The sequence below is a fragment of the Variovorax sp. P1_H12_2 genome (assembly GCF_056405335.1).
This window is the reverse complement of record NZ_JBFUCI010000250.1, coordinates 1-10,110: the sequence shown is the minus strand read 5'-3', so window position 1 is coordinate 10,110 and position 10,110 is coordinate 1. Positions and strand designations below refer to the sequence as shown.

The window sequence follows — 10,110 nt, the reverse complement described above, 5'->3', positions numbered from 1 at the left end:
ACCCGCGGGTCAGAGTGCTGCTGCTCGAAGCTGGCAGCCGCGATCTGAATCCCATGATCCACATTCCGGGGGGACTTGGGAAACTGTTCGGCCCGCGCGTGAACTGGCGATTTCACACGACGCCGCAGAGGTATCTCGACAACCGACGAATCTGGTATCCGCAGGGAAAGACGCTGGGCGGATCCAGTTCGATCAACGCGATGATCTACATCCGAGGTCAGAAGGAGGACTACGACAACTGGGCGTCTCTTGGAAACGAGGGATGGTCGTACGAGGAGGTGCTTCCCTACTTTCGGAAGTCGGAAGACAACGCGCGTCTGAACGACAGGTTTCATGGCCAGGGCGGGCCGCTATGGGTATCCGACCAGGTCTCGCCCCACGTCCTCAGCAGGGCGTTCATTCAGGCGATTCAGGCCTACGGCCTGCCACCTAACGCCGACTTCAACGGCGAGACGATGTATGGCTCGGGGCTGTACCAGGTGACCTGTCGCAACGGGCGTCGGCGTTCTTCCGCAGTGTCCTACCTGGGCAGCGCCCGCAATCGACCGAATCTCAAGGTCCTGACCGGCGCAAGAGTGCTGCGGGTCGTCACCGAGAACGGCCGGGCAGTGGGCGTGGAGATTGCGCGAGGCAGGTCCGTCGAGACATTGCGCGCCGACGTCGAGGTGATCGTCTCCAGTGGTGCAATCAGTGCATGACCTCGTGGGCGTGGGAAAGAACCTGCAAGATCATTTGAACACCAATGTCGTCGTGAGCTTGAAGGACCCGATCAGCTACGACGGTCAGGACCGCTATCCGAAAGCGATCCTCCATGGCATGCGCTGGCTGCTATCCCGAAGTGGGCCCGCAGCGTCGGTAATCGTCGAAGGTGGCGGCTTCTTCAAGAGTGAGGGCGCGACCCGGCCGGACCTTCAGATTCACATCGCGCCGGCGATGGTGGTCAGGGGCGGCCAGACCCAGCTCGAAGGGCATGGATTCACGATCAACTCAACCTTTCTCAGGCCGCGGAGCGTTGGCTCGGTCACATTGAGCTCAGCTGATCCACGAGCGGAACCGCTCATCGATCCAAACTACCACAGTGATCCTCATGATCGTCGCCAGTCGATAGTGGCCATCAGGACCATCAGAGAGGTTCTGGCACACCGTGAGATCGCGCAGTATGCGAAGGTGGAACGGCTGCCGGGGCCTGATGCCAAGACTGACGACCAGATCGCGAGCTATGTCCGTCAGTATGCGTGCTGCGACTACCACCCAGTTGGCACCTGCAAGATGGGTACAGACGATTCGGCTGTCGTCGACCCGCAGCTACGAGTCAGAGGTATCGATCGACTGCGCGTGGTGGACTCTTCGATCATGCCGGTGCTTATCAGCGGCAACACGAACGGCCCGACGATGATGATCGCGGAAAAGGCCGCTGACCTCATAAAGACGAGCCGGTAGTTCGCATAGCGCCGATGCGCCTCTTCGCGCACTTCACACAGAAACCCGAGGCTCGGAACGAGCCTCGGCCTGAATAGGATAATTCCCTTGAGTACCACACGGGTTTTGGTCGAAGACATTCGTTTGCTGGGTCGCATCCTCGGTGATGTCATCCGCGATCAGGAGGGTGGGGAAACCTTTGACCTTGTCGAGAGGATCCGCACACTCTCCGTCACCTTCCGCCGAGACGCCGACCATTCCGCCGATCGAGCGCTGAAGGATTTGCTTGAAGACCTTTCGGCCGCAGAGACGGTTCTCGTAATCCGAGCCTTCACCTACTTCAGCCACCTCGCCAATCTCGCGGAGGATCGTTACCAGATCCGTCGCCGCGCGGCGGCTGAGCGTGCAGACGTCGCGATAGAAGGAAGCCTCGATCTCGCGCTGGCGCGTATTCGCAACGCTGGCGTCAGCTCGGAAGAAGTGACCGCCTCGCTTGCGTACAGCTACCTCTCGCCCGTACTCACTGCCCATCCGACCGAAGTGCAACGCAAGAGCATCCTCGATGCCGAGCGCCGCATTGCAGCTCTGCTGACCACGCGCGATGAGATTCGCGCGCGACAAAGGATGTTCGCAGGCCAGAAGGACGCGCTTACCCCGCGCGAGCTCGCTGAGAATGAACTGCGGATCCGTGCCCAYGTCACCCAGCTTTGGCAGACGCGTCTGCTGCGCTTTGCAAAGCTCACGGTAGCCGATGAGATCGAGAACGCGCTCGCTTACTACGAGGCGACTTTCCTGCGTGAGATTCCCCGCGTCTATGCGGACCTGGAGAGGGCCCTGGGTCGCGAGGACATCGCTTCCTTCTTCCGCATGGGCCAATGGATCGGTGGCGACCGCGACGGAAACCCGAACGTCACTGCCGAAACCCTGGAGTACGCGCTGCGCCGCCAGTGCGAGCTGGCCCTTCGTCACTACCTTACCGAGCTGCACTACCTGGGTGGAGAGTTGTCGTTGTCGGCCGCCTTGGTCGATGTGTCGCCCGAGATGCAGGCGCTGTCTGATGGGTCGCCCGACTCGAGCGAGCATCGCCTCGATGAGCCCTACCGCCGGGCGCTAACTGGCATGTATGCGCGCCTAGCGTCCTCGCTACGCGAACTGACGGGCGGCGTAGCGGCCCGTCATGCTGTTGAGCCGCAGAATCCATATCCGAATGCCGAAGCGTTTCTGGCTGAATTGCGAACGATCGAGAAATCGCTGCGGGAAAGGCATGGCAGTGCACTCGTTTACCATCGCCTCCGGCCATTGATCCGGGCGGTGGAGGTGTTCGGTTTCCACCTCGCGACCGTTGATTTGCGGCAGAGCTCCGACAAGCACGAGGCTGTGGTGACCGACTTGCTAAGAGTCGCGCGCATTGAATCGAACTACACCGGTCTGTCGGAAGACGCCAAACAATCGCTTCTCGTCAAGCTGCTTGACGATGCCCGTCCTCTGCGAGTGCCCGACGGCCACTACGAGCCGCTCACGATGGGCGAGCTGGCCATCTTTGCGCAGGCCCGTACCGCTCGCGCCAGGTATGGACGTGCAGCAATCCGTCACTACATCATCAGTCACACGGAAACAGTGAGCGACCTCCTCGAGGCTTTGCTCCTGCAGAAGGAAGTGGGGCTGATGCGCGGCACTCTGAGCGAAGACGCAGTCTCTGATCTGATCGTCGTGCCACTTTTCGAGACCATCGAGGATTTGCGCAACGCCGCCCCGATCGTGCGTGCCTTCTACACATTGCCGGGCGTCGATGCACTTGTACGCCGCTCGGGTGGTGAGCAGGATGTCATGCTGGGCTACAGCGACAGCAACAAGGACGGTGGCATCTTCACCAGTAGCTGGGAGCTGTACCGAGCCGGCATGGCGCTCGTGAAGCTGTTCGACGAGCTCAATGAAGGACGGGATGAGAAGATCCGACTGCGCATGTTCCACGGTCGTGGAGGCACCGTGGGGCGCGGAGGCGGCCCGAGCTACCAGGCCATCCTGGCGCAGCCGCCGGGCACCGTGCGCGGGCAGTTGCGGCTCACCGAGCAGGGTGAGGTGATCGGCTCCAAGTACGCCAACCGCGAAATTGGCCGCCGCAATCTTGAGACCCTGGTCGCGGCAACGCTGGAAGCAACCTTCCTTGCGTCGTCCAAGACCGCGCCGGCCAACTTCATGGCCGCTGCAGAAACGCTGTCGCGTACCAGCATGGCTGCGTACCGCGCGCTGGTGTACGAGACGTCTGGTTTCGTCGACTACTTTTTCGGGTCCACGCCGATTCTAGAGATCGCCGAGCTCAATATCGGATCTCGGCCCGCTTCGCGCAATCCCAAGCGCAACATTGAAGACTTGCGGGCCGTGCCTTGGAGCTTCAGCTGGGGCCAGTGTCGCCTCACTCTCAACGGCTGGTACGGTTTCGGAAGTGCGGTGGCCGGCTTCCTTGGCGACGACGCCCGCGATGTAGAGCGACAAGAGCGCACCGCGCTGCTGCAAAGCATGTATGCGAACTGGCCTTTTTTTCGAACGCTTCTGTCGAACATGGACATGGTCTTGGCCAAGAGCGATCTGCAACTGGCCACGCGCTACGCCGAGCTCGTGGGCGACCGCGTGCTGCGCGAGGAGGTGTTCGCGATGATTGAGGCCGAATGGCACCGCACTGCCGACGCGCTCTTGCTCATCACCGGCGCCAGTCGTCGGATCCAGGACAACCCGGAGCTTCAGCTGTCTCTGCGCTACCGCTTTCCCTATATCGATCCGATCAACCTGCTTCAAGTCGAGCTCCTGAGGCGATACAGAGACATTGATCGGAGTGACCGCGTGCAGCGTGGCATTCATATCTCCATCAACGGAGTCGCTTCCGGACTTCGCAACACGGGCTGACACGATCGCCATGCAAGCTCCACCCCAACCGCATCTCGAGCCACGCGGCTTTTTGGAACATCTGTACCGCGCCGCGGTGACCCGTGCGCTGCCGCTTGCAAGTATGGGTTCTTTCTTGCCAACTCCGCCCAAGGGACGGACGCTGATACTGGGTGCCGGAAAGGCCGGTGCCTCGATGGCTCAGGCGCTGGAAGCGCTTTGGCCGGCGGATGCGAAGCTTGAAGGGCTCGTGGTTACTCGCTATGGCCATGTCCCTCCCAGGCCAGAAGGCCTGGCCCAGCGCGTCGAGATCGTTGAAGCTGCTCACCCGGTGCCCGACAAAGCCGGCCTGGATGCGGCCGCGCGCATCCAGGCCTTGTCCGAGGGCCTCACCGCGGACGACCTTGTGCTCTGCCTTGTCTCCGGCGGAGGTTCGGCGCTGCTCACGCTACCGGCAGAAGGTCTCACGCTGGCGGACAAACAACGCATCAATCGGCAATTGCTCGAATCGGGCGCTAGCATCGGCGATATGAACTGCGTGCGCAAGCATCTCTCGCGCATCAAAGGCGGCCGCCTGGCTGCGGCCTGTGCGCCGGCCAGGGTTGTGACGCTCACCATCAGCGATGTTCCTGGCGACGACCCGTCCGCGATCGCCAGTGGCCCGACCGTGCCCGACGCGACGACTTGCGCCGAAGCGCTGGCCATCCTCGAGCGCTACAGCATCGAGGTACCCGGCGCTGTGCGAGCTCGTCTGGAAAGCGGAGCACTCGAGACGCCCAAGCCAGGTGACCCGGTGTTCGCGGGACATGCCACGCACCTCATCGCAACACCACGGCAATCGCTGGAGGCGGCCGCCGCAGCGGCCCGTGCTTGGGGCATCGAGGCCCACATCTTGAGCGATGAAATGGAGGGAGAGTCTCGCGAAGTCGGCAAGGTGCACGGCGCGCTGGCACGCGCCATCGCTCGGCTTGGCCAGCCCTTCGCGCGGCCATGCGTCGTACTGTCCGGGGGCGAGACCACCGTCACCATACGCCAGCGCCCGGCCGGCACGCCGAAGGGCCGCGGCGGTCGAGCTGGCGAGTTCTGTACGGGCCTGGCCGTTGCGCTGATGGGACAGCCGGAGGTGTGGGCACTGGCGGCCGACACGGACGGGATCGATGGCGTTGAGGACAACGCAGGGGCTTTTGTGACTCCCGATACGCTTTCACGCGCTGAGTCCGCTGGCCCCAAGCTCGCGGCCTGTCTGGATCGCAACGACGCCTACGGTTACTTCGCGGCGATCGGCGACCTTGTGGTCACGGGGCCCACCCACACCAACGTCAACGACTTTCGAGCAATCCTGATTCTCTGAATCCCGGGACCGATGTTGTGCTGCTGGCGAGTCCTTGGCGAAGGAGCCCGCCCTGCGCATTCAACGCCCATATACACCTTCTCTGCCGACAACCAGGCCGCAACGGAGAAGCGACCGGGCAGCTTCAATCCACTATGGTTACCATTGCGAGACACCGTATTGCCATACTGGCTCATTCCAGAGTTATCCACGAGAACGGGCCGATGACCGTCGCATCACCTGATCGAGGCACCGTCCGAGCGGCAGTGCTGATCGGTTTCCCGGAAGTCGTGCGCCAGCTCGGCAGCGATCCGGTGGACCTGCTTGTGCGCGTCGGCTTTGAGACGCGCGCGCTGATCGAGCCCGATATGCAGCTCGACGCGGTGCGCGTCAACCGTCTGCTCGAACTGGCCGCGCTCGAAACCGGCTGCGAGGACCTCGGGCTGCGCATTGCGCGAATGCGCGGCATCACGACCCTGGGCCCGATCGGCATCCTGGCGCGCGAAGAGCCCGACGTCGGTGCCGCGCTGAAGACGCTGGTCGACTACATGTTCCTGCACAATCGCGCGGCATCCATGCGCGTCGAGCCTGCAGGCGAGTACGCAGTGTTGGCGATCTGGCTCGACTTCGGCGAGCCGGTCGCGATGCGGCAGTCCACCGAGATGATGGTCGGCGGCGCAATCAACGCCCTGCGCACTTTCCTCGGGCCCGACTGGAATCCGGTGCAGGTGCAACTGGCCCATTCCGCGCCGCGGCAGACCGACAGCCATCGGCGCTTCTTCCGTGCGCCGATCGGTTACGACCAGCCACTCAATGCGCTGACGCTGCGCGCGGCGGATCTGCGCGCGCCGATGCACTCGTCGAGCCCCGAGTTCGAGCGCCAAGTCCGCGGCTGGGTCGAAGCGATGGCCGACGCCGCTCGCTCGGAGCGCACGTTCGCCGCCGACCTCAGGCGCCTGGTGCAGATGCTGCTGCCTTCGGGCAAATGCTCGGCCGAGCGAGTCGCACGCTACTACGGGATGGATCGGCGCACCGTTCATCGGCGCCTGGCGCGGTCGGGCCTGAGCTTCGCCGTGATCGTCAACGAGGTGCGGCGCGAGCTCGCGCAACGTCAGGTCGGCGACGCCCGGTTGGCCCTGTCCGAGGTGGCCGACATGCTTGGCTTCGCGCACTCCAGTGCATTCACGCGTTGGTTCACCGCCGAGTTCGGCGACAGCCCGACGCGTTGGCGGCAAGCGCACCACTGAGACACCGCGCCGCCCGAAGTCGCGGGTTTTCCCGTGGTGTCCCGCAAAGGTAATTTTGTGACCCAGGATGTCATGCGTATGACGGACCGGATGCGCATCATTGGCCTCGCCGACGGCCGCGCGCTCACTCATCAACCGGACTTCAAGGAAAAGACCCGACCATGCAATTCCTCGACGACTCACTCCTGCCCGAGACCCAGYAGCCCCTGGTGATCCAGGTCGCGCCCTACGGACCGCAGTTCCTGCCGGGCGACTCCGACGACATTCCGGTCACGGTGGATGAGCAGGTTCAGAAGGCGGTCGATTGCTGGAACGCCGGCGCCACCGTGCTGCACGTTCACGTGCGAGAAGCCGACGGCAAGGGCAGCAAGCGCCTGTCGATGTTCAACGACATGCTGTCGCGGCTGCGCGAGGCGGTGCCAAAGATGCTGTTGCAGGTCGGCGGATCGATCTCGTTCGCTCCCGAGGGCGACGGCGACGATGCGCGGTGGCTCAGCGACGACACGCGGCACATGCTCGCCGAGCTGAATCCGAAGCCCGACCAGGTGACGATTGCCATCAACACCAATCAGATGAACATCTTCGAGCTGATGAATGCGGACGACGTGGCCGGCACCTCGCTCGCGCAGCCGGCCTACCAGGCTGCGTACTCCGAGATGACCATCCCGTCGGGTCCGGCCTTCGTCGCCGAGCACCTGCGGCGTCTACAAGCTGCCGGCATCCAGCCGCACTTCATGCTCGGTGATGCCGGCCAGCTCGAGACAGTCGAGCGGCTGATTCGCCGCGGCGTCTACACCGGCCCGCTGGTGCTCAACTGGGTCGGCATCGGCGGTGGCCTGGACGGGCCAAACCCCTGCAACATGATGGAGTTCGTTCGCCGCGTGCCGTCCGGTGCCGTGCTGACCATTGAAAGCCTGATGCGCCACGTGCTGCCGCTGAACACGATGGCCATCGCGCTGGGCCTGCACGTTCGTGTGGGCATCGAGGACAACCTCTGGGGCCGCAAGGGCGAACGCATGTCCAGCGCGCAGCAGGTCGAGCAGATGGTGCGCATCGCCCGTGAACTGCATCGCGAGGTGGCCACCGGGGACCAGGCCAAGCGGCTCTATCACATCGGCGAGCGATATGGCAGCGCCGATGAGACGCTGGCTCGACTCGGCTACGCCCCCAATCGGCAACCCGGCGAACGCGGCGTGCCGCTGCGCCTGGCCGCCTGAACCGCGCACCCCCCACGCCTTCAAACAGCCATGCAAACCCCCAAAACCCTGTCCTCACCCCACCGCCGGCGGGCACTGCTCGCTGCAGCCGGTGCCGTCCTTTCAATCGCGGCGTCCGCACAATCCGCAAGGCCGTTGTCGGACCAGCCCATTCGTCTCATCGTCGGCGCTCCGGCCGGCGGAACATCCGACTTCATTGCGCGGCTGCTCGGCGAGGCGATGAGCAAGGGCCTGGGGCAGCCGATCGTGGTCGACAACAAGCCCGGCGCCCTGGGAGCGATCGCGATCGAGGCGCTTCTCTCCGCACCGCACGACGGCCGCACGTACCTGCTGGCGGTGAACGGCTTGTTTTCGGAGACGCCGCACACCGTGAAGCCGAGATACAACCCGCTCCAGGACGTCAAACCGCTGGTCGAACTGGCCACGGGTGGCCTGGTGATGGTCGGCAACACGGCGCTGCCGCCGAAGGACATGGCCGAGATGGTGGCCTACGTCAAGGCCAGCCCGGGCAAGATCAACTTCGCCTCCTACTCGCCGGGCACCTTGTCGCACGTGATGGGTCTGTTGCTGAACAAATCCGCCGGCCTGGATATGCAGCACGTCGGCTACAAGGGAAGTCCGCCGGCGCTGCAGGACCTGATGGCTGGCCAAGTGCAGTTCATGTTCGATGGCCAGCCAACCTCGCTGCCACACATCAAGGCCGGCAAGCTGAGGGCCTTCGCAGTCAGTTCGCCCGAGCGCTCACAGGCGCTGCCCGACGTGCCGACGCTGGCCGAACTGGGCTACAAAGACATGACAAGGACCGCTTGGCAGGGTTTGTGGACGCTGCCTGATGCACCAGCCGCCGCGCAGCAGCGCGTGCGCGACGAGGCGCTCAAGGCGCTGGCGCTGCCGGCCATCCGTGACCGCCTGACGGGCCTGGGCATGAGCGTCAACACCGCCAAGCCGCCCACGCCAGAGGAAATGTCGAAGACGCTCGCCGCGGACTACAAGGCCATAGGCAAAGTCCTCGAGTCGGTGAACTACAAGCCTGAATGAGAGACAACGACATGGTGAACAAAAGCAGGACCCGCGCCGACCGCCTGGCCGGCAAGGTAGCACTCGTCACGGGCGCCGGCCCCGGCCTGGGCGGCGTGATCGCCGCGGCGATGGCCGACGAAGGCGCGCGCCTCGTGCTGTGCGACATCGATCCGGCGGCGCTCGATTACACGCAGTCGCGCCTGGAAGCACAGGGCAGCGAGTGCCTGGCGCTGCGTTGCGACGTGTCCGACAGCGCCGCCGTGGATGCGATGTTCGCGCAGTCGGTGCAGCGCTTCGGCGCGGTGGACATCCTGGTCAACAACGCCGCACGCGTGCCCACCTCGCCAGCCGAGGAAGCACGGCGCAACCTGCATTACCAGTACATGACCACGCCGATGCCCCGCCAGTCGCTGGGGATCGTCTCGTCGCTGTCGGACGACGACTGGCTCAAGTGGTGGGGCGTCAACATGCACGGGGTCTTCTACTGCACCCGTGCGGCGCTGCGCCTGATGGAGCCGAGGCGCTCGGGCAAGATCATCAACATCGCCTCGGTCGCCGGCCTCAGCGCGATGAGCACGCACAGCCCCGGCTATTCGGCCACCAAGGCCGGCGTGATCAGCCTGACCCAGACCACGGCGCTGGACGCCGCGGGCGCCAACATCTTCGTCAATGCGATCGCCTGCGGCGGCGTGCAGACACCGCCCTTCGAGGATTACCTTGCGCGGGCGACCGACGAGCAGAAGAACCGTCTGTTCCAGATGATGCCGCTCGGGCGCCTCGGCCGGCCCGAGGAATATGCGTCGCTCGCCGTCTACCTGGCATCGGACGAACACTATCTCGTCGGACAGGTGATCAGCCCGAATGGCGGCGCAGTGATCTGATGGCCGACTGGATACCGCTGATTGCGCTCGACGCCCTGTCCGAGGGGCGGGGCCGCCACGTCTGCACGGCCGGGCACGACCTCGCGGTGTTCAGGCTCGGCGACGTGGTCTATGCC

The 10,110-nt window shown here is 64.2% G+C and carries 8 protein-coding genes; all 8 read left to right on the top strand.

Features of this window, described 5'->3' with window-relative positions:
• The coding region (locus AC1D2K_RS22235; protein ID WP_478091036.1) for a GMC family oxidoreductase at positions 1-698 on the top strand (698 nt) is incomplete at its 5' end.
• Positions 699-708: 10 nt separating this feature from the next.
• On the top strand, positions 709-1,440 hold the full coding sequence (locus AC1D2K_RS22230; protein ID WP_478091034.1) for a GMC family oxidoreductase: 732 nt from the start codon (positions 709-711) through the stop codon (positions 1,438-1,440).
• 87 nt (positions 1,441-1,527) lie between these two features.
• Complete coding sequence (gene ppc, locus AC1D2K_RS22225) at positions 1,528-4,320, top strand: phosphoenolpyruvate carboxylase (RefSeq protein ID WP_478091032.1); 2,793 nt, start codon at positions 1,528-1,530, stop codon at positions 4,318-4,320.
• 10 nt (positions 4,321-4,330) lie between these two features.
• Positions 4,331-5,650, top strand: a complete 1,320-nt coding sequence (locus AC1D2K_RS22220; RefSeq protein ID WP_478091030.1) for a glycerate kinase type-2 family protein — start codon at positions 4,331-4,333, stop codon at positions 5,648-5,650.
• A 134-nt stretch (positions 5,651-5,784) separates the two neighbouring features.
• A complete protein-coding gene (locus AC1D2K_RS22215) occupies positions 5,785-6,876 on the top strand; it encodes an AraC family transcriptional regulator (RefSeq protein WP_478091028.1) in 1,092 nt (363 codons plus the stop codon).
• 161 nt (positions 6,877-7,037) lie between these two features.
• The gene (locus AC1D2K_RS22210; RefSeq protein WP_478091027.1) at positions 7,038-8,093 is read left to right on the top strand and encodes a beta-keto acid cleavage family enzyme; all 1,056 of its coding nucleotides are present in this window, start codon (positions 7,038-7,040) and stop codon (positions 8,091-8,093) included.
• 135 nt (positions 8,094-8,228) lie between these two features.
• Positions 8,229-9,131, top strand: coding sequence for a tripartite tricarboxylate transporter substrate binding protein (locus AC1D2K_RS22205; RefSeq protein WP_478091025.1), 903 nt, complete (start codon positions 8,229-8,231; stop codon positions 9,129-9,131).
• A gap of 11 nt (positions 9,132-9,142) precedes the next feature.
• Positions 9,143-9,994 carry an SDR family NAD(P)-dependent oxidoreductase gene (locus AC1D2K_RS22200; protein WP_478091023.1) on the top strand — a complete coding sequence of 284 codons (852 nt, stop codon included), beginning with the start codon at positions 9,143-9,145 and terminating at the stop codon, positions 9,992-9,994.
• Positions 9,995-10,110: the final 116 nt, after the last annotated feature.